The organism is Nostoc sp. NZL (assembly GCF_015714705.1).
Taxonomy (GTDB): Bacteria; Cyanobacteriota; Cyanobacteriia; order Cyanobacteriales; family Nostocaceae; genus Nostoc; species Nostoc foliaceum_A.
On the sequence record NZ_WBKL01000107.1, the window covers coordinates 1 to 17,611 of the forward strand.

Genomic DNA, 17,611 nt, shown 5'->3' on the forward strand with positions numbered 1-17,611 from the left:
GCTACTGGTTCACGGATTCCATCGATGTCTACTGGAGGTGCGGCGATGAAGGCGATTACGAAGCAAGCTGTGGCGGCTAGTAAGGTAGGGATCATGACTACGCCGAACCAACCGATGTAGATACGGTTGTTGGTGCTGGTAATCCACTCGCAGAATCTATCCCATACGTTGGCGCTTGAGCGCTGTTGTAAGGTTGCTGTCATGGTTTTATAAGTGCGGTTAGTTATTTATGAATCAGGCTGGTTTGTCTTTGCCTGTGAATTCACTTTACAATGCTTTACATTTTTTAATCAAGTTTTATTACTTCAGTAAAGCTGATATCAGTCATGAGTTTTGCTTATTTAAGGGTTGCGCAGGAGTAAAGGAGTAGTATTGGCAATTCAAGATACAACAAACATAAATTTAACAGTACATCGATCAATTACAGGTGTAGGTTATCTAGACCATGCCAAACTATCACGATTAAAAGTCCATTCCACATTTGCCGCCACAAGCAATGGAGTACCGTTAGGAATTATTGAACAGCAGATACAGCAGATATGGGCAAGAGAAACAGAAAATTTAGGTATAGGGAAAAAACGCCTGATTTCTCATCTGATGCTGTTTTAGAAAAAAGTTAACGTCTTTATGTTTATTTACAATAAAAAAATAAAAGCCATGAAAATTTAAAGAATTCCACACCTTTTTAGTGTGGTGTAAGGAGACTTAAGTAAGTATTATCATAAATCATCTGACTATTAGTGATGCATAGGTAACGTGATTTGTAACTTCTAACTTCATTCTTTAACTAACTTTAGAGCAAAGCACCACTACAACTAGAACCACACCCAGCAGTACAACTATAGCAATAAGCAGCAGTTTGTATCTCACTAATCAGGTCTAAGCTGCCAGTTTCTAAAAGTTTGCTAACTGTCAAGGTTTCACCATTGCGATTTTCCGCAGGTAAATTCATCATTTGGTTAAAGTCACAATCATATACATTGCCTAGATAGTCAATTGAGAGTTCATCGCGGCACATCAAATGTTCAACTGTGTCGGGATTAAAATGCGACTCTAAAAACTGCAAATAGCGGGTGTACAGTTTTCTCCGCTCTAAATGCATCTTGGTTCTACCAACTGGTAGGTTGGCAATGGTGAATAGGTTGGTAAACACAATATTAAAATGTTCTTTTAAGAACATTTTGTAATCTCGTTCTAGGTTGTTTTGTTCGGGAGGTAATGAAAATTTTTCATCCCTGGGTAACTGGGGATTAAATACTAAGTCCAGAATTAAATTTGGCTCTTTACCATAGCCAAGTTGGTTAAGCCACTGCAAAGCTTTGACTGAACTATCAAAAACACCAGCGCCGCGCATTTTATCGACATTATCTGCTAAGTAGCAGGGTAGGGAAGCCACGACTCTGATTTTATTTTTAGCAAAATATTCTGGTAAATCAGCAAATCCATCTTCAAAATAAATGGTCAAATTAGACCGGACAATCACCTGTTTACCAGTTGCTCTTGCTACTTCTACCAATGCCTTAAATCCATAATTCATTTCTGGTGCCCCACCAGTCAAATCTACTATTTTAATTTCGGGAAATTTATGGATTAGCGAAATCAATTGTTCGCAAACTTCAGGAGAAAGTTCTTCTGTACGTTTTGGGCCAGCTTCGACATGACAGTGTGTACACGCAAGATTACAACGCTTACCTAGATTAATTTGTAAAACAGTAATTCCCTTTTTTACCAAAGGTGAATTGAATCTGTTTTTAAATGGTGTTACTATTGAATCTAACGAAACTTTTGATTGAGTTTGCATTAGTTACTACTCCTTAAACATGGCGGAAATATATTCATTTTTTCTAACCTTGCAATAATCTGTAGGTTATTCCACTAATAATTGCAGCAGTTGGTAAAGTTAAAATCCACGATAATAGGATCTGATAAAAAATACGAGTAATAACTTTTTTGTCAACTAACCCTACTCCAAAAATAGAACCAACTGAAACATAAGTGGTAGAAACTGGAAGCCCAAACCGACTAGCTACAATGACCAGAATTCCAGTTACTAAATTTGCGGATAAGCCTTGATTATGATTCATTGAGGTAATCTTCTCACTCATGGTAACAGCAACTTTTTGAGAGTTCAGTAACCCGCCAAGTGCCATTGCGATCGCAATCGTGATCATTCCTCCCTGAATCGAAAAATATTCAATAACTAGAATGAGTGAGAAAATCTTGGGAGTATCATTTAATCCTCTAGCAAAACTGACAATTCCAGTGCTGAGAAAATGGCAAGTATCAATCATTTTTTGATTGGCTGATAGATTCCATTTTGAATTGATATAGCCTGATAAGCTGTAAATTGCTGCTCCCAAGGGAATAGCAATAATTGGACTAAGTAGTAGAGGTAAAATAAAGGAATTTCCCAAAGCTGCAAAATTAACTTTGAGTCCGATCGCAACTAATCCAGCGCCAACCAGCGCACCTGTTAAACTGTGAGTTGTGGAAATCGGAAACCCCATAAGTGTAGCTATGAGCACAGTTAAACCAGCAGCGATCGCAACTGCCATATGAAACTCTGGTGAATTAGCGATCGCATCAGGTACTAGTCCTTTCCCGGAGAAGTTTTTAATTAGTGTTCCTGCTAGAAAAGTTGCAGTTCCTGCACCAGCTAAAGTTGTAAAAGTTGCCCACAAAATTGCTGTTTGATAGCTGCTAGTTCGGCTACCAAACAAGGTTGCTACCCCTTTAAAGTTGTCATTTGCACCATTGGAATATGCTAAAAAAAGCGTGGCGATAAATAGACTAATTAACAACATTTTGGGGTTTATAAATTAACAGCAACCACCACCGCTATAGTGCCAGGTTGAATTGGTAACAATTATTTCTGCTGGCTTTATAGCCGCAAGGTTAGCAGCAGTTTTATCACACACTGCTGCGGGAATACCCCGCTGGAGTAGATGACCTGCTGAGTCGTCGAAGAAGGGTTCCAAGCCAGCATAAACTGCTGTTTTTCCCGTAAAGATACAAGCGCCATCTTCTGGAATAGCAACTTTAAAGGAGACAGAATCTAAACTTTCTAAAAGTAGGTGTTCTTCTAAATTATAAGTCTGGGAATCTAGTAAACGGTAAGGACGACGAGCGCGAATTTCAACTTGACCAAAGCCAGCATTTGTAATCCGTTCAGTATACTCTTCATAGGTGAGTGCACCTGATAAACACATGGCTCTCAGTCGTTCATCTTGTTGAAGATGTGCTGGAATTTGACTAGTGGCAATTGGATCGCTCATCTGCAAGCGTCCACCTGGTTTTAATACTCGATAAGCTTCTTTTAAAGCACGAGTTAAATCTTCTGGTTCAAAAATGTTGAAAAGGCAATTTTGCGCCACAATATCGACAGTAGCATCAGCAACAGGTAAGTTAAAAGCATCGCCTTCGCGGATTTCTACAAAACGGGTGTCAAACCACGGGTTTTCTTGAGCAGCAATTTCTAGATTGCGTGCGGCTGCTTCCCGCATGGCCCCAACTGGTTCAACGGCAATTACAGCACCTGCATGGCGGGAAAAATAAGCGAATTGCAACGCTTCTAAGCCACCGCCAACACCGACATACAGCACGGTAGGTTGGTTTCCTAATTCAGTGGGGTGAACGGTAGTGCCACAACCATAGTTCATTTCCTGCATTGGCAAAGGAATTTTCAATCCTGGTAGTTGCAGGGGCGTACTTTGCACACAACAAAGTCCAACTTGCGGGGTTTGAGCAACTTCGCGGTAGAATTGCGCTGCTGTTTCTAGATAGGTCATGCAGTTTTAGATGATGATAGCTTTGTGCATCCTAGTATAATTAGCCTTGAGTTGGATGAGTTTTTGCTGAGATTGCCAAAAACCATAAATCTTCCTAAAAATGTCCAATGCCTACTTCAATCATGCAATGTATAGCCAACGCCGCTCACAGTCTGAATGAGGCACTTTTCGTTATTGGCTTCAAGTTTCAGCCGTAGGTAGCGCATGTGAAGTTCGATAATGTTGGCATCGCCCATGAAGTCGTAACCCCAGACTTCCTCTATAATGCGATCGCAGGTAATTACCTGTCGCGGATGGGCGAGTAAATATTCTAGTAAATCAAATTCCTTAGCAGTTAACTCAATTAACCGCTGATTTCGGTACACTTGGCGCGTGTGACGATTTAAACTCAGGTCTTCAAATTCTAAAACATCTGCTTTGTCCACTTGCTGGCTTCTTCGCAGGTGAGCGCCAACTCTGGCCAATAATTCATCAACGCTGAAGGGTTTAACGAGGTAATCATCAGCACCAGCATCTAAGCCTGCAATGCGATCGCTCACTTCGTCTTTGACGGTTAATAAGATTATTGGCACTTTATCACCAATACTTCGCAGGCGGCGGCAAATTTCCAACCCCGATAAACCAGGTAACATCCAGTCTAAAATTACTAAATCTAGATGTAACTCGCGCGCTGCGGTGAGTGCAGTTAATCCATCGTAGGCAATACTGACTTGATAGCCTTCATAATTCAATTCCAATTCGACAAATCGTGCCAGTTTGACTTCATCTTCAACCAGTAAGATGTGCGTCATGATGATGTTAATGATTTCAGCAGGGTACGGTAAGCAAAAATACAGTCTGGAAACACTTTAGCGAGGTGCCAGCTACTCAATAGCTAAACATCTAAATTAGGTGTACGTTAGCTTAGTATAAACCTGAGTAAGTAACAACCGTAAATCTGCAAATACCGATGGCTGCTTGATCAAAGAACGATCCAACGGGCTATTAGCAATAGGCTGTGACATCTTCACCACATTCATCGGCAAGATAACAGAGCGCTTTAAAACGCAAACCAACCACTTCCTCGTATAGGGGATTTAATTTACACATCGGTGGAATGTGAAATAGCTTCCGACCAAACAACTTGATGTCTCGCTCAAAGGGACACTGAGCAGGAATAGCTTTGCACAAGAAATGAGCCAATTTGGAGTTATGAATTTCTATCGTTTCCAACCACTCGCGGACTGGGTGCAGTAGATCATTGTGTAACCGGACTTGAATAAAGTTTGTCATAAATTTTCACCTTAATAATTTCAAACTAAATTGAGTTTGTTGTATTTGAAGCTCTATAAATACATACGGTTATGTTCTATAGTTTTATGCAGTGCTTACTCATTCCTTAGTTCTCTACAGAGATAGAATGAGTCTCTAGGAACACTTTTAACTACACATTCAACTACCAAAATTCCGGATGATTTGCCAAGGTGAGCATAAGTATTTTGCCAAACGTTAGGCTAGATATTGCCGCACTGCAAAACTATAGTTAATCAACTTCTTGGAGGCGCAGCTACTTAAGCTAAAAAAGCAATCAGCTTCAGGTAAACTGCGAAAACTAATGACTAATGACTTTTTTAGTAACAAAAAGTTCCTATTTGACCGATGGGCACCAAGTTATGACTGGCTCTTTCCTTCAGTGTTTTATCGAGCCGTTCACAAACGGTTGCTGGAGTACATCGATTTACCAGAGCCAGCAAATGTACTTGATATCGGCTGTGGTACTGGACGCTTACTTGAGCGCCTTGCTACTGAGTTTCCCGACCTGCAAGGCACCGGATTGGATTTATCTAGTAATATGTTGCGGGTAGCAAGACAAAGCAACCGCCACCGTCCACGCTTAATTTATATCGAGGGGAAAGCTGAGTCTCTTCCATTTGCTGATGGTCAATTTGATGCTGTTTTCAGCACTATCAGCTTCTTGCACTATTTGGAGCCTAAACAGGTGGTTAGTGAGATAGCACGGGTACTTTCTCCCGGTGGACGCTTCTATTTAGTTGACATTACCTCTAAAAAAGAGACAGAACCTCAATTATTGCCAATCTCTCCGCGTGGAATTAGACTCTACAGCCCTAATCAACGTCAACTTCTTGGCTCCTCTGCTGGGCTATTATGTTTGAATCACCACTATTTACTAGGGCCTGTCTTACTAACAATTTTTGCTAAACCTCCGATTTGAAAATGGCGAATAGGGAATAGGAAAGGGTTGGAAACAGCTTGTATCAAGCCTTTTTTGCAAATATTAATTACGTTAGCGTAGCGGTAGCGAGTCCGCGAGCGTCATTACGAATTACGAATTACGAATTACGAATTACGAATTACCTCGATGTTCCATGAATACTACAGGAACTCTCAGCAGTTTTTTAGCTAATTGCGAGAATCTAAATTTACTCTTGAGCGTAGATAAGCCGCTTGTCTTGGGAAACTGTGGCAAGTCTTCAAAAGATATTGGCACAAAACCAAAGCGACTGTAAAACTGCGCCAATCGTTCACCTAAACATTCAAGATAAAGTGGTTGCGTTGCTGTATTAATCAAATGTTGCGTTAGCAAAGTACCCAAACCGCGACCTCTCCAAGTTGACGCAACGACTAAACTACCAAGTTCTTGCGCCCCTGAGAAATTACGTAGCTGTCCACAAGCTACCAGATTGCAATCGCATTCAATTACCCAAAATTGCTGCCAATTTAATTGGGTTGGGTCAAGTTTCGCTGAAAACACCATCAATCGAATCGACCACTTATCCGCAGAGGTTGCCTTGCGAAGGATACATCCAGATAGTAACGATAGATTGCTCTGGTTCATTAATGACACTTTGATAGTTGGTATCACAATCATCACATCATATTATTCACCTAGTACAGATCGGCGGAAATAAACCTCCCTTAACCATAAAAAGCGTTGTAACATTAAAAAGCTCTACATTTCTGTATTTTTATCAGTATACATGAGTAGTACTAAACAATACTTTTGATAGAGGTAGAAATCAGCCATAACTATATCTGGATAGATGTATTTACACTGTTAATCTTCTTAAGATAATACCAACAATAAGATTATTAGGAATGTAATAATGTCTGAACCACAAAAAGCTGGTAGCCAAGAAGGTACACCCGGTGCTTCTGGTAATTACGAAACCCCTGTTGACGAAAGTAAGCGCAAAACTGGCGATGATGAAAAGAGCGATGCTAAACCCACTGCTACACCAGAAGCACCAGAAAATGATTCTGTAGCAGGTAGTCCCAATCAGGGAACTGAGTCACGTTAATTGGTTTGAAGTTTGCCAAGTTTCAATAATCTACTTGGGTTTTTCTAGCAAACCCGATTTACTAAACTTTGAGTGGATAGTTGTGGTTTATATCACGATTATCCACTCATTTTTGTTGTGTGAACATCGTTTTTAGGGAGAGTGGCAAGTGCGTAGGAGTAGCCCTTCTTAGGTATCGTCTTATACAGTACCTGAATGTCAGCACAACGTTAAGGAAAAATCACCTATCCCTGAAAATCTGCTAAACTTCACGATTCTTAATCATGCTAGCTTCTTCCTGTGGCTGACAGAAGTCACACAATCCAATAGGCTGATCTTAAAGTGGTAATTTTTCACAAAGCTCATCTGCGCCAAAAGATAGGCTTCGTTGTCCAGCACTTTTGGATTGTTTTGCCTATCCTCTACCATCACTTAGCCGTTAATAGCTACCTATACAGAAAATGCCCCTTAAAATCGTCCAGAACTTTGATAGCAGTTTCACTCTTGAAGCACAAGCTCAAGAAAACTTATTCAATTTATTGACCAGCGAGGCTTTTTTAAACCAAATTTGTCAACAGTTACGGTGTGAGCAAGTTAAATTTACAGAATTACTTTTCCAACCAGTTCCTTACAGCTTAACTACCACTAAAGGAATGCCAGCAGAATTTGAAAAGTATCATGAATCTGATGAATATGCCATCATCAACGTACCACCAAACTTCATGTTTAGTGCTAAGATTTTTAAACCCAGTCGCCTTTGTGCAATTTACCAAAAACTGGGTAATGATTAATTTTACAAGATAATTTTACCTAATTAGCAGTTCTCAATTCTGAAGGCAAATAGTAAGTTTGATATTTGATGTATGGCTCTTGAAACGAATCTTTCTTCTTTGGCAACCCTAGAATACATTCCTTACATTGACAATCGCGGTCAATTACCCGAACAATTTCAAGGTAAAATCGGGGTATATGCTATCTTTGACCAAGAAAAAGTGCTGCAATTTGTAGGATACTCCCGTGATGTTTACCTCAGCCTCAAACAGCATTTAGTCCGTCAGCCACAGCAATGCTATTGGGTAAAAGTTCAAACTATTGAACGCCCTAGTCGCACAATTTTAGAAAATACTGAAAATGCTTGGATTGCGGAAAATGGCAGTGTCCCCTGGGGAAATGGGGATCAAAAGGAAAAATGGACTCATCCCATTGATGTCAAAGTTGTAATGACACCTGAAGAACAAGCAAAATATCAAAATCCAGCTAATGATGAATTAGCACAAATAAAAATTATCAAAAATGTGGCACGGAGAGTAGAAGCAGAAATTTCGACGCAATTGTTAGAAGTGCGTGGTTTGCAAATGCAAATTCGCTTCAATCCTAAATTGAAAGAAGAAGGTTTACTAGATTTGAAATGAAGATAGTTTTGGGGAAAACTATCTTATGAATATCCCTTGTAATCTCCCATGACAATACAGCTGCTAAACGATCGCTATCAAGTTATCCGCACACTAGGCGCTGGTGGGTTTGGTGAAACATATCTAGCAGAAGATACCTACATGCCTTCAAAGCGCCGTTGTGTGGTTAAACAGCTAAGACCAATTCACAACAATCCCCAAATTTACCAGTTAGTGCAAGAGAGGTTTCAACGCGAAGCGGCTATTTTAGAAGAACTCGGTGGCGCAAATGACCAAATTCCAGCATTGTATGCCTACTTTTCCTCAGGCGGACAATTTTACTTAGTTCAGGAGTGGGTTGAAGGCGATACCCTAACTGGAAAAGTGCAAACGCAGGGGCTATTTAGTGAAGGCGCTGTCCAGGAATTATTCATGAATTTATTACCTGTTCTGGATTACGTTCACTCTAAGCATATCGTTCACCGTGATATTAAACCGGATAACATTATTGTGCGTCATCGGGACGGTAAACCAGTGCTGATTGATTTTGGCGCTATACGGGAATCGATGGGAACAGTAGTAAATTCTCAAGGCAATCCTACTAGTTCGATTGTGATTGGTACACCTGGCTATATGCCGAGTGAACAAGCCGCAGGTAGACCAGTTTATTCGAGTGATTTATACAGTTTAGGAATGACGGTAATTTATTTGCTGACTGGTAGGCAAGCACAACAACTAGAAACGGATTCCCAGACGGGTGAAATTGTGTGGCGACAGTATGCTGGTCATGTTAGCCCAATTATGGCAGGAGTGATCGATAAAGCGATCGCTTATCATCCGCGCGATCGCTACCCCACAGCTAGAGCCATGCTGGATACCTTGCAGAGCATAGCAAATCCAATTCCACCGACGCAACCCCTCTTGACTCAACCAACTGTAGTCTCTGCACCGCCACCTCAGACAGTGCCTGTCAAACCACAGTCTAACCCTCAAGGTAATAGTCAGAATAATATCCTTGTCGGCAGTTTGATTGCAGGTGGGCTAATCGGTGCATCTGTGATTATTAGTCAGGTATTAACAAAACCTACTCAATCTACAGCAGACAAAACGGTATTACCTTCAGAAACACCATCAACTGTCACAAGCCCCGTGATAGAAACTCCTAAATTGACACTAAATAGCCCATCTGTTCCGACTCAATCTATACCTACCTCAACTACATCAATATCGCCAGATGCTACCACTGCTATCAACACCTATTTCTGGCTTTCCCAAAGACTTATAACTGATACAGATTTGGATGGTAAAGATGGTTTTGAACTAGATATTATGCGAAATTCGATTTTTGCTAGTCATGGTCGCCGTTTTGATACTCCTGAATTACAAGATTACTTTAATAAGCAACCTTGGTATCGCCCTATATATTCACCAAAAGCATTTCCACCTAAATTGTTGTCAAAATTAGAGCAACAGAATGTAGAATATATCAGCAAATATCAAGATCGTTACGGCTTGAGATATTTTAAGAAATAAAATTTTCATAATTATAACATTTCACAAAATACATGATATATTTTCGTAGGGGCGTAGTGCTATAGGCCCCTACAGCCGATGCATTTATTGCAAATATTCTTGTAAATACTATAAGTCATAAGTATATTAGCTTGGACTTATCAAAGGATTTCTTGCTACTTATTAGATAATATCTAGGTTAGCTAGTGTATCATACCGGACAGATTACTAGATATTTAATAGCCTAAAATCGCTAGATATTAGAGTCTAATCCTAGCGAAGTCTATATGGAGTCAGAACTAAACAGTTTTTTTCTCCCCCCAAGTCCATCTCTAGATACTAGGCAGTTTCAGAACCAAGCATTTATATTTAATATATAAAATTGCTATCTCCAGGATTAGCAATCCATAAGTTAAAGAAATGCCATTTTTATATTTTCTTTGTTATTTTGTATTTAACGGGACAGTTCTTCCCGATTTGGTGGGCTTAAATAACAATTAGTTAAACCATTTCCCCCCAAAGATGCATGTAAATTTCTTGCGTTGTGCTTATTTTCCTTCCTAAATTGACAAGCACAATGCAAATTGACCAAACAGATTACATGCTAATATTATCAATCGGCAAATAGTTCATCTACACAAGGAAAACCTTGCCTAAAACTATGCTTAAAACAATTAATCAACGTATTTTTCTGCCTGCTTTTATTAACCCTTTAGAAGAAAAGAATCAAAAAGGTAGTAAAAGGCAATTTACTCAACCCAAATTAGATTTGCTGCAACCATTACGTCAATGGGTGGACAAAATTGAGATTCAGAATCGGAAATTAGCCAAATTTATTGCTAAACTAATTCCTGCCCAGTGTCCATTTGAGCGTGATATCATGCTTTTTGGTCGAAAGATAGGCCACATTCCGCCAATGTGCAAACTCAATCCGCTTTATAATGAACTTGTGTACTTGCGTTTTCGCGCTTTGTGTTATCTAGTAGATCAGTGTGGAGAGGATATCCAATCCTACTGCTGAATATAACTAGAAAAAACACAATATGGAAATCAAAATTGAGCATCAACCCAGTCAGGAACATCTCAACGAATGGGGTGTCTATAAATGGGAAATTTGGAAAAAAGAAGTCTCAAAATTCCCTTGGACTTATGATTCTCAAGAAACTTGCTACTTTTTGGAAGGTGATGTAGTTGTTAATCCGGATGGTGGACAACCAGTGCAAATGGGTAAAGGCGATTTGGTGATTTTTCCCGCTGGTATGTCTTGCACATGGGAAATTAGAAGGGAAGTGAAAAAACATTATTACTTTGATTAGTCAATAGATAAGAGTGATCCCCTTTGTCTAGTTGATTATTCAGAAAGCCAACATCTCACAACATCTCATAACTTGATTTGGATTTCTACTATAGGGGGGTTCGCAGCAAGTGTCACAGGATAAAGTAGCAGAATTGGTAAATTGCTTATATCCATATCTGTCGAAACTCGTTGCGACTCCATCCCCTAACCAGTATTTATAGAAATAGATAGTCTGATTTACTCCAAATTTGACAGTGGACATAGATCCCCAACTTCTTTGAGAAGTTGGGGATCTTGTGCGATCGCCACCACAGAAAATCCAGAGAGTTCATAATCGTGTTAGTGGGAGTTTAGCAGAAAAAGGTTTCGTCCCACCGCAATTTTATTGAGGAAATTCATCAAAAATGTTACTGCATTTAAGTACTTGGCAAGAAGTCGAAACTTATTTACAGCAATCAAAGGGGATTATTTTCCCTATTGGTTCCACAGAACAACATGGGCCAACGGGGTTAATTGGCACTGATGCCATTTGTGCAGAAGCGATCGCAGCTGGTGTAGGTGATTCAACTCAAGCGATCGTTGGCCCTACAATCAATGTGGGGATGGCACTGCATCATACCTCCTTTCCTGGCACTATCAGTCTGCGTCCCAGCACTTTAATTCAAGTAGTGCGAGATTATGTAACTTGTTTAGCCAAAGCTGGTTTTAGCAAGTTCTACTTTATTAACGGACACGGCGGTAATATCGCCACCCTGAAAGCTGCTTTCTCAGAAACTTACGCGCATTTAGAAGATTTACAGATTCCCAATGCTCAACAGGTGCAATGTCAAGTGGCAAACTGGTTTATGTGCGGTTCTGTATATAAGCTAGCTAAAGAATTATATGGGGATCAAGAAGGTTCTCATGCAACGCCAAGTGAAGTGGCCCTCACCCAGTACGTTTATCCACAGGCGATTAAGCAAGCACCCCTTTCACCAGAAGTTGCAAGCGGACATAGGATTTATAGCGCAGCTGACTTTCGAGTGCGTTATCCAGATGGACGCATGGGATCAAATCCGGCTTTAGCAACGCCTGAACATGGTAAGCAATTTTATGATTTGGCGGTGAAAGAACTTAGCAATGGGTATTTGGAATTTGTGAACGCTGAATAAAAGTTATGCAAAGAGATTGTAGAGATGCGAGTAACATCGTGTCTCTGCATAAAATATCTGGAGAATAATTAAGTGATTTCGAACAAGTATTAATCGATAAGTTGGAATACTATAGCAATGGACTGGGGACTGGGGACTGGGTGAAAAGTCTTTTTGTGTCTAAGTTTTATCATCTGTTGATGTCTTAATCACCTTGGCTGTTGCTATATTTATTAGAATTGCGTAAAAAAAGGAGGTTAGGGGTGGCCTAAAATCACAGCTAAACACTTTTAAAACAACCTATAAGGCCGCTTCTACGTTCGTAAGAAATTTATAAATGGGGATTTAAAGATATTACTTCTTGAGTGCCAGAGTCAAGCCATCTGCGATCGCTACTAAACTAAGACTAACTCGCTGGTCTTGATGCAGCTTTTGATTAAAGGCACGAATCTTTTTAGTTCTATTATCTTGCACTTGAGGGTCGGCAACCCTGCCTGACCAGAGGACATTATCGATCGCAATCAGTCCTCCAGGACGCACTAATTGCAGCGATCGCTCATAATAACCATCATAGTTGCTCTTATCTGCATCGATGAAAGCAAAATCAAAGGTTTCCGCCTCTTCTGTTGCGAGTAGCCGATCCAAAGTCTCCAAAGCTGGGGCAATATGCAGCTGAATCTTATCCGCCACTCCTGCTTGCTGCCAATAGCGCCGAGCGATCGTTGTAAATTCTTCACTCACATCACAGGCTACTACTTTACCGTCCGTGGGTAACGCCAATGCCACCACCAAGGAACTATAACCTGTAAATACCCCAATTTCCAAAGTTTTCTTAGCTCCCAACAACTGCACCAGTAACGCCAGAAATTGACCCTGTTCAGGAGCAATCTGCATTCTCCCTATTGGATACTGGGCTGTTTCCTGTCTCAGTTGGGTTAAAATATCTGGTTCTCGGAGAGAGACTGACAGTAAATAGTCATAAAGGTTTTGTTCGAGTCCTAGTGTTTGAGTTGTCATAAGATTGGGGATTAAGGCATTGGGTCGGTATTATTAAGCAAAGCGATCGCTGAGAATATTTAAATCATGGCAAACCTCAAAGAAGATGATAACGCCCTGCGTGAGGTGTTGACCCAAGCTAAAACCATCGCTGTTGTCGGTCACTCTGATAAACGCCAACGCACCAGTTATCAAATCGCCCAATTCTTGCGGCAGAGAGGGTATACAGTCTATGCGGTCAACCCCCTAGTTAAAGAAATTGACGGTCAACCCAGTTATGCTGCACTCCACGAATTACCAGAACCAGTGGATATTGTTAACGTGTTTCGCCGTTCTGAATACTTGCCAGAAATTGTAGATCAATCAATTTCCACCAACGCGAAAACTGTCTGGGTGCAATTAGGCATTTGGCATCAACCATCAGCACAAATAGCTGTAGATGCAGGACTTAACGTGGTGATGGATGCCTGTATCAAAATTGAGTATCTGCGGCTGAGGATAAATTTGGCAGGCGATATTTAATAGCATCCAACTTTTGCATCCATCATTATGCGTATAGATGACTATCAAAGCGATGTAGTTTGTAATTATTATGCAATAAACCAGCGCCCAGACATTTTATATGTAGAGATATTGCATACCAAGCCTTTGCTTGAGTTACTTGCCTAAACCCTTCTAGAATAAAAACTATTGTAGGGAAGTTTTATTACTTACTAAACTTGCTTTTATTCTGGGAGGTATGATGAGCCGTCCAATAATTCTTGGTATTGTAGGCGACAGCGCTGCTGGGAAAACAACACTAACGCGAGGAATCGCTCAGGTACTCGGCCCAGAAAATGTTACGCTCATTTGCACAGATGATTATCACCGTTATGATCGCCAACAACGTGCAGAGATTGGCATCACTGCCCTCCACCCGGACTGCAACCACTTAGATATTATGCAGCAACACCTGTCGTTGCTACGCACAGGACAGCCAATTCTCAAACCAGTTTACAGCCATAAAACCGGCACATTTGAGCCACCGCAGTATATCAAGCCAAATAAATTCGTGATTATTGAGGGATTACTCGGTTATTCTACTCGTGCCGCCCGTGACTCTTACGATGTTAAAGTTTACCTTGCACCCCCGGAAACAATCCGCGCCAAGTGGAAAGTCAAGCGAGACACGCAAAAGCGGGGCTACACTGCCGAACAGGTGCTAGCCGAATTAGAAAAACGCGAACCAGACTCAGCACAATTCATCCGTCCGCAGCGGCAATGGTCTGATATAGTTATTAGTTTTTACCCACCCACTGAGGAAGCTGATGAAACCAATGGGCATTTAAATGTCCGTCTGGTACTACGTCCGACAATTCCCCACCCAGATTTTACTGAGATTGTCAACTCTGGCTATGGTAATTCTGACTCAGCAATCCGCTTGGGGCTAGACAGGGATATGAGTAAGCCTGTGGATGTCTTAGAAGTTGATGGTCATGCAACCTTAGAACAGGTGAATAAGCTAGAGCATATTATTTGTTCTGATATGCCCCATTTACGAAGTATTTGCGATCGCGAAAGTAATCCAGAACTGGGTAAAATTGCTGGTACAACTGGGGAAACACTCCAGAGTTATCCTCTGGCCCTAACTCAGTTGATTATTACCTACCACATGCTGAAAGCAACGCAAATTTATCAGTAATTAGCGAAGATTCAGGGGTTTAACGGGTTTGCGATCGCGTGTAGTGTTGGGTTGTTGAATTATGCGATGCCTACGGCGGTAAACTACGCACTTTGCTAACTCAAACTTCAGATATTGATCAGGATTGTGGCTTGATGGGGGCTTGCAGCAATTCAATATCTTTAATTTGAAGAATGCCACTACTCTCAAATTGCACACTGATTTGAACTTTGGCAGCATCTGCTTCTTTTTTAAAATGGGCAAGCGCTTCGTAAGGTTTAAAATTTTCTGTTGGTGAAACATCCTGTAGACCATGAAGTTGTTGTCATTCCACCCCATTGTCCTGGTCTACGCAAACCTAAACTCACTTTAATTGCTTTTTCTGTGTCTAGCGCTTTCGCGTTAAATTGACAAGCAAAAACACACTCTTGGATATCGGGTTCTGCAACTTCAAACAAGATGACATTTCGCAAAGGATCTGTACTATTCAACAACTGCTGAGTATTATCGTCATAGGTTTCAATTCGCCAACTTTCTCCGACAATTGCAATGCCTCCCTTTGTTATGGTGGAATCGGTAGGTGTGAATCGACGAATCAACACAAATGGCTCTGCGGGTTCGGGAACAGCAACGAGTTTTTCCAGTTCCTTAAAGGCTTCCTGAGCTTTAGAGTCAATAAAACCTTTGAGATTGTTGAATAAATCATCGAACATGGCGATCGCCTTAAATCATATTATTTTTAGTGTTCCCTTTGAAGGTTGCAAATGAGATTACCCATAGAAACTTACCAAAATTAAAGATTTTCTCAAATAAGGAAGATTTTGAGAGCAAACAAGGGATAACTAAGGATAGTTCTATGTGTGGTGCTATTTTCTTAGTTTCCTATGACCTATTGCCTCAGAATTGCCGACTTACCTACAAATGAGCGTCCGCGTGAGCGATTAATGACGCATGGTGCCAAAATTTTAGCCACAGCGGAGTTAATCGCAATTCTTCTAGGCACCGGTCAAGGGCCGGGAAAACTGTCTGCTGTGGGTTTGGGACAATATATTTTGAGCGAATTAGGCAAACACCAACGTGATCCTTTGGCAGTTTTGCGAGAAGTCAGTCCCGCTGAGTTGATGCAAATTTCTGGTGTTGGCCCGGCGAAGGCGACAAGTATCTTAGCAGCAATTGAATTGGGTAAACGCGCCTTTCAATCTCGGCCCAACGATGGCACATTAATTGATAGCCCACTTGCTGCTGCTGCTACCCTCAGTCAAGATTTGATGTGGCAGACACAAGAACGTTTTGCAGTGGTGCTGTTAGATGTTAAAAATCGCTTATTGGGTACGCAAGTGATTACCATTGGCACAGCAACCGAAACCTTAGCTTCTCCCCGTGATATTTTTCGAGAAGTTATTCGTCAAGGTGCAACGCGGGTAATAGTTGCCCACAACCATCCTTCTGGGAACCTTGAACCCAGCCAGGAAGATATAGAATTGACGCGTCAGTTGTTAGCAGGAGCGCAGCTTTTAGGCATTCCGGTATTAGATCATCTGATTTTGGGCAATGGCAATCATCAGAGTTTACGGGAACTTACAACCTTGTGGAATGAACATCCGCAAGGGGATTAATTATTGAACAGGAAGATGGGATACGAAGAATTATTTTACCGCATCTCTGCGTCTCTCCCTCCCTGCCTCTTCTTTCTTGGCACCTGCCCTAGAGTTACAACTTATTTGCTTTCTTGCATGTTTCTGACTAGTTTAGTTACTAGCTTTCTGGGAGTAAATCTTACAGATTCAGCGAGAAGCTTATTTTTAATTCCAGGAACGACAACAGTTTTGTTTTCCAATAGACCACGATAGCCGATCTGGGCTACTGTTTCCGCAGTCATAATTTTTCGACCGCTTACCAGCTTTGAGTCTTCCATCGCGGCTCTTTCTTGAAAACCAGATTCTGTAGGCCCTGGACAAAGCGCCGTCACAGAGACACCTGTACCTTCTAATTCATTAGCGATCGCTTCTGTGAACGATAAGACATAGGCTTTACTAGCGTAGTATACTGCCATCAGCGGTCCTGGTTGAAAAGCAGCAGTGGAGGCCACATTTAATATTTTTCCAGACCCCCGTTTAACCATACCCTTGAGGAATAACTTGGTTAAATGTGTGAGACATAAAATATTAACCTGTAACAATTGCAGTTCAGCATTCAAGTCAATTTCATTAAATAATCCGTAGGTAGCAAACCCCGCATTGTTCACCAGCACATCAACTTTGATAGATGCTTGTTCTAGCTCATTAAAAATTTCTTCTGGGGCTGCTGGGTTAGATAAATCCTTGGAAATAACTTTGACACCAATGCCAAATTTATTTTTAAATTCATCAGCGATTTTATTCAGCTTGTCTACGCTTCTAGCTACCAACACAAGATTGTAACCATCCTGAGCAAATAACTTCGCGAATTCATAACCGATGCCGCCAGATGCACCAGTAATAAGAGCCGTTTGTCTGGGATTACTCTGCATAAATTTTCCTCTCTTAACTGCTTAAAAAAAAAGAATCATTAGTTATTGGG

At 40.9% G+C, this 17,611-nt stretch carries 22 protein-coding genes and 1 pseudogene; 12 read left to right on the forward strand and 11 right to left on the reverse strand.

Annotation, left to right across the window (positions count from 1 at the left end; genetic code table 11):
• Positions 1-203, reverse strand: a pseudogene (locus F8R90_RS15035) (photosystem II q(b) protein); the annotation flags it as partial.
• A 169-nt stretch (positions 204-372) separates the two neighbouring features.
• Between F8R90_RS15035 and F8R90_RS15040 the strand changes: the two are divergent.
• Positions 373-609 (forward strand): hypothetical protein, encoded by a 237-nt coding sequence (locus tag F8R90_RS15040; RefSeq protein ID WP_196511400.1) that lies wholly within the window; start codon positions 373-375, stop codon positions 607-609.
• Positions 610-793: 184 nt separating this feature from the next.
• On the opposite strand, the gene arsS is transcribed toward F8R90_RS15040, so the two are convergent.
• The 5 genes from arsS to F8R90_RS15065 form a co-directional block, all read right to left on the reverse strand.
• Positions 794-1,801: an arsenosugar biosynthesis radical SAM (seleno)protein ArsS gene (gene arsS, locus F8R90_RS15045; RefSeq protein WP_196511401.1), complete on the reverse strand. Its 1,008-nt coding sequence runs from the start codon at positions 1,799-1,801 to the stop codon at positions 794-796.
• A gap of 43 nt (positions 1,802-1,844) precedes the next feature.
• Positions 1,845-2,804 (reverse strand): inorganic phosphate transporter, encoded by a 960-nt coding sequence (locus tag F8R90_RS15050; RefSeq protein ID WP_196511402.1) that lies wholly within the window; start codon positions 2,802-2,804, stop codon positions 1,845-1,847.
• Between the two features lie 15 nt (positions 2,805-2,819).
• Complete coding sequence (gene arsM, locus F8R90_RS15055; protein ID WP_196511403.1) at positions 2,820-3,788, reverse strand: arsenosugar biosynthesis arsenite methyltransferase ArsM; 969 nt, start codon at positions 3,786-3,788, stop codon at positions 2,820-2,822.
• 116 nt (positions 3,789-3,904) lie between these two features.
• Positions 3,905-4,579: a response regulator transcription factor gene (locus tag F8R90_RS15060; protein ID WP_196511404.1), complete on the reverse strand. Its 675-nt coding sequence runs from the start codon at positions 4,577-4,579 to the stop codon at positions 3,905-3,907.
• A 193-nt stretch (positions 4,580-4,772) separates the two neighbouring features.
• Positions 4,773-5,060 (reverse strand): Mo-dependent nitrogenase C-terminal domain-containing protein, encoded by a 288-nt coding sequence (locus F8R90_RS15065; protein ID WP_196511405.1) that lies wholly within the window; start codon positions 5,058-5,060, stop codon positions 4,773-4,775.
• A 322-nt stretch (positions 5,061-5,382) separates the two neighbouring features.
• Between F8R90_RS15065 and F8R90_RS15070 the strand changes: the two genes are divergently transcribed.
• On the forward strand, positions 5,383-6,000 hold the full coding sequence (locus tag F8R90_RS15070; RefSeq protein ID WP_196511406.1) for a class I SAM-dependent methyltransferase: 618 nt from the start codon (positions 5,383-5,385) through the stop codon (positions 5,998-6,000).
• A 132-nt stretch (positions 6,001-6,132) separates the two neighbouring features.
• Here F8R90_RS15070 and F8R90_RS15075 read toward each other — a convergent pair whose 3' ends face one another.
• Positions 6,133-6,624, reverse strand: a complete 492-nt coding sequence (locus F8R90_RS15075) for a GNAT family N-acetyltransferase (protein WP_196511407.1) — start codon at positions 6,622-6,624, stop codon at positions 6,133-6,135.
• Between the two features lie 268 nt (positions 6,625-6,892).
• On the opposite strand from F8R90_RS15075, the gene F8R90_RS15080 reads away from it, so the two are divergent.
• From F8R90_RS15080 to F8R90_RS15110, 7 genes are all read left to right on the forward strand, one after another.
• On the forward strand, positions 6,893-7,087 hold the full coding sequence (locus F8R90_RS15080; protein ID WP_196511408.1) for a hypothetical protein: 195 nt from the start codon (positions 6,893-6,895) through the stop codon (positions 7,085-7,087).
• 440 nt (positions 7,088-7,527) lie between these two features.
• Entirely contained in the window at positions 7,528-7,857 is a 330-nt protein-coding gene (locus F8R90_RS15085) for a hypothetical protein (protein ID WP_196511409.1), read from the forward strand.
• Between the two features lie 72 nt (positions 7,858-7,929).
• The gene (locus F8R90_RS15090; RefSeq protein ID WP_196511410.1) at positions 7,930-8,478 is read left to right on the forward strand and encodes a GIY-YIG nuclease family protein; all 549 of its coding nucleotides are present in this window, start codon (positions 7,930-7,932) and stop codon (positions 8,476-8,478) included.
• 48 nt (positions 8,479-8,526) lie between these two features.
• A complete protein-coding gene (locus F8R90_RS15095; protein WP_196511411.1) occupies positions 8,527-9,990 on the forward strand; it encodes a protein kinase domain-containing protein in 1,464 nt (487 codons plus the stop codon).
• 640 nt (positions 9,991-10,630) lie between these two features.
• Positions 10,631-10,990: a Mo-dependent nitrogenase C-terminal domain-containing protein gene (locus F8R90_RS15100; protein ID WP_196511412.1), complete on the forward strand. Its 360-nt coding sequence runs from the start codon at positions 10,631-10,633 to the stop codon at positions 10,988-10,990.
• A 22-nt stretch (positions 10,991-11,012) separates the two neighbouring features.
• Positions 11,013-11,285 (forward strand): cupin domain-containing protein, encoded by a 273-nt coding sequence (locus F8R90_RS15105; protein ID WP_196511413.1) that lies wholly within the window; start codon positions 11,013-11,015, stop codon positions 11,283-11,285.
• A gap of 385 nt (positions 11,286-11,670) precedes the next feature.
• The gene (locus F8R90_RS15110; RefSeq protein WP_196511414.1) at positions 11,671-12,417 is read left to right on the forward strand and encodes a creatininase family protein; all 747 of its coding nucleotides are present in this window, start codon (positions 11,671-11,673) and stop codon (positions 12,415-12,417) included.
• A gap of 333 nt (positions 12,418-12,750) precedes the next feature.
• On the opposite strand, the gene F8R90_RS15115 is transcribed toward F8R90_RS15110, so the two are convergent.
• Positions 12,751-13,413 (reverse strand): class I SAM-dependent methyltransferase, encoded by a 663-nt coding sequence (locus F8R90_RS15115; protein WP_196511415.1) that lies wholly within the window; start codon positions 13,411-13,413, stop codon positions 12,751-12,753.
• A gap of 66 nt (positions 13,414-13,479) precedes the next feature.
• Between F8R90_RS15115 and F8R90_RS15120 the strand changes: the two genes are divergently transcribed.
• Positions 13,480-13,914 (forward strand): CoA-binding protein, encoded by a 435-nt coding sequence (locus F8R90_RS15120; RefSeq protein ID WP_196511416.1) that lies wholly within the window; start codon positions 13,480-13,482, stop codon positions 13,912-13,914.
• A 220-nt stretch (positions 13,915-14,134) separates the two neighbouring features.
• The gene (locus tag F8R90_RS15125; RefSeq protein ID WP_196511433.1) at positions 14,135-15,073 is read left to right on the forward strand and encodes a phosphoribulokinase; all 939 of its coding nucleotides are present in this window, start codon (positions 14,135-14,137) and stop codon (positions 15,071-15,073) included.
• Here F8R90_RS15125 and F8R90_RS32920 read toward each other — a convergent pair whose 3' ends face one another.
• The gene (locus F8R90_RS32920) at positions 15,074-15,253 is read right to left on the reverse strand and encodes a hypothetical protein (protein ID WP_230966331.1); all 180 of its coding nucleotides are present in this window, start codon (positions 15,251-15,253) and stop codon (positions 15,074-15,076) included.
• 77 nt (positions 15,254-15,330) lie between these two features.
• Entirely contained in the window at positions 15,331-15,765 is a 435-nt protein-coding gene (locus F8R90_RS15130) for a hypothetical protein (RefSeq protein ID WP_230966332.1), read from the reverse strand.
• Between the two features lie 171 nt (positions 15,766-15,936).
• On the opposite strand from F8R90_RS15130, the gene radC reads away from it, so the two are divergent.
• Entirely contained in the window at positions 15,937-16,668 is a 732-nt protein-coding gene (gene radC / locus F8R90_RS15135) for a RadC family protein (RefSeq protein ID WP_196511417.1), read from the forward strand.
• Between the two features lie 101 nt (positions 16,669-16,769).
• On the opposite strand, the gene F8R90_RS15140 is transcribed toward radC, so the two are convergent.
• On the reverse strand, positions 16,770-17,561 hold the full coding sequence (locus F8R90_RS15140) for an SDR family NAD(P)-dependent oxidoreductase (RefSeq protein WP_196511418.1): 792 nt from the start codon (positions 17,559-17,561) through the stop codon (positions 16,770-16,772).
• Positions 17,562-17,611 lie beyond the last annotated feature (50 nt).

Excerpts from the sequence above, each read along its gene's own strand:
- F8R90_RS15095 (WP_196511411.1), top strand. The coding sequence starts at position 8,527 with ATGACAATACAGCTGCTAAACGATCGCTATCAAGTTATCCGCACACTA.
- F8R90_RS15050 (WP_196511402.1), bottom strand. The coding sequence starts at position 2,804 with ATGTTGTTAATTAGTCTATTTATCGCCACGCTTTTTTTAGCATATTCC.
- F8R90_RS15110 (WP_196511414.1), top strand. The coding sequence starts at position 11,671 with ATGTTACTGCATTTAAGTACTTGGCAAGAAGTCGAAACTTATTTACAG.
- arsM (WP_196511403.1), bottom strand. The coding sequence starts at position 3,788 with ATGACCTATCTAGAAACAGCAGCGCAATTCTACCGCGAAGTTGCTCAA.
- F8R90_RS15120 (WP_196511416.1), top strand. The coding sequence starts at position 13,480 with ATGGCAAACCTCAAAGAAGATGATAACGCCCTGCGTGAGGTGTTGACC.
- F8R90_RS15125 (WP_196511433.1), top strand. The coding sequence starts at position 14,135 with ATGAGCCGTCCAATAATTCTTGGTATTGTAGGCGACAGCGCTGCTGGG.
- F8R90_RS15085 (WP_196511409.1), top strand. The coding sequence starts at position 7,528 with ATGCCCCTTAAAATCGTCCAGAACTTTGATAGCAGTTTCACTCTTGAA.
- F8R90_RS15075 (WP_196511407.1), bottom strand. The coding sequence starts at position 6,624 with ATGAACCAGAGCAATCTATCGTTACTATCTGGATGTATCCTTCGCAAG.
- F8R90_RS15105 (WP_196511413.1), top strand. The coding sequence starts at position 11,013 with ATGGAAATCAAAATTGAGCATCAACCCAGTCAGGAACATCTCAACGAA.
- F8R90_RS15140 (WP_196511418.1), bottom strand. The coding sequence starts at position 17,561 with ATGCAGAGTAATCCCAGACAAACGGCTCTTATTACTGGTGCATCTGGC.
- F8R90_RS15060 (WP_196511404.1), bottom strand. The coding sequence starts at position 4,579 with ATGACGCACATCTTACTGGTTGAAGATGAAGTCAAACTGGCACGATTT.
- F8R90_RS15070 (WP_196511406.1), top strand. The coding sequence starts at position 5,383 with ATGACTAATGACTTTTTTAGTAACAAAAAGTTCCTATTTGACCGATGG.
- F8R90_RS15100 (WP_196511412.1), top strand. The coding sequence starts at position 10,631 with ATGCTTAAAACAATTAATCAACGTATTTTTCTGCCTGCTTTTATTAAC.
- arsS (WP_196511401.1), bottom strand. The coding sequence starts at position 1,801 with ATGCAAACTCAATCAAAAGTTTCGTTAGATTCAATAGTAACACCATTT.
- F8R90_RS15080 (WP_196511408.1), top strand. The coding sequence starts at position 6,893 with ATGTCTGAACCACAAAAAGCTGGTAGCCAAGAAGGTACACCCGGTGCT.
- F8R90_RS15065 (WP_196511405.1), bottom strand. The coding sequence starts at position 5,060 with ATGACAAACTTTATTCAAGTCCGGTTACACAATGATCTACTGCACCCA.
- radC (WP_196511417.1), top strand. The coding sequence starts at position 15,937 with ATGACCTATTGCCTCAGAATTGCCGACTTACCTACAAATGAGCGTCCG.
- F8R90_RS15115 (WP_196511415.1), bottom strand. The coding sequence starts at position 13,413 with ATGACAACTCAAACACTAGGACTCGAACAAAACCTTTATGACTATTTA.
- F8R90_RS15090 (WP_196511410.1), top strand. The coding sequence starts at position 7,930 with ATGGCTCTTGAAACGAATCTTTCTTCTTTGGCAACCCTAGAATACATT.
- F8R90_RS15130 (WP_230966332.1), bottom strand. The coding sequence starts at position 15,765 with ATGTTCGATGATTTATTCAACAATCTCAAAGGTTTTATTGACTCTAAA.